This is a genomic window from Massilia mucilaginosa (assembly GCF_011682145.1).
Lineage (GTDB): Bacteria > Pseudomonadota > Gammaproteobacteria > Burkholderiales > Burkholderiaceae_D > Telluria_A > Telluria_A mucilaginosa.
This window is the reverse complement of the sequence record NZ_WHJH01000193.1, coordinates 1-535: the sequence shown is the minus strand read 5'-3', so window position 1 is coordinate 535 and position 535 is coordinate 1. Positions and strand designations below refer to the sequence as shown.

The 535-nt window shown below is 58.1% G+C and carries 1 protein-coding gene; it reads right to left on the bottom strand.

Going from position 1 to position 535, the window contains the following annotated elements; genetic code table 11:
• Nucleotides 1-535: DDE-type integrase/transposase/recombinase (locus F2P45_RS34450; RefSeq protein WP_166882684.1), on the bottom strand; the 535-nt coding region annotated here is incomplete at both ends.

The following is a 535-nucleotide window of genomic DNA, read 5'->3' as shown; positions in this document are numbered from 1 at the left end:
ATCAGTAAATTGGGAGCCGTTGTCGGTCAGGATTTTGGTGATCTTGATCGGCGAGGCAATCTTCAGTCGGCGCAGGAAATCGACGCTACTGCTGTCGGTCATATCGTCATAGATGTGCAGAAACACCCAACGTGTCGCGCGGTCGATGGCCACGAACAGGTAGCGCCGCGACGTCTCATCCGGCATCTGCGGCAGGTATTTAATGTCGACGTGAACGAAGCCCGGCTCATAGTCCTTGAAGGTCTTCTTGGGCGAGATCGTTTCGCCCTCTGCCTTCGGAATGACATCCTCCAGGCGCGACATGCCCTCGCGCTTGAGCAGGCGGGCTATGCCTGCCCGCGAAACGGCGGCGTTGATGTACTCGCGGGTAATGTACAGCAGGTCGTCCAGCGGCAGATAGAGCGACTGTCTCAATGACAGCACGATGGTCTCCTGCGCCGCGCTCAAGGTCGTATGCAGCGTGTGGGCGCGGTGCGAACGGTCTTGTACATCGTCTCGTTTAAGCCACTTGGCAGCCGTGGCACGGGAGATATTG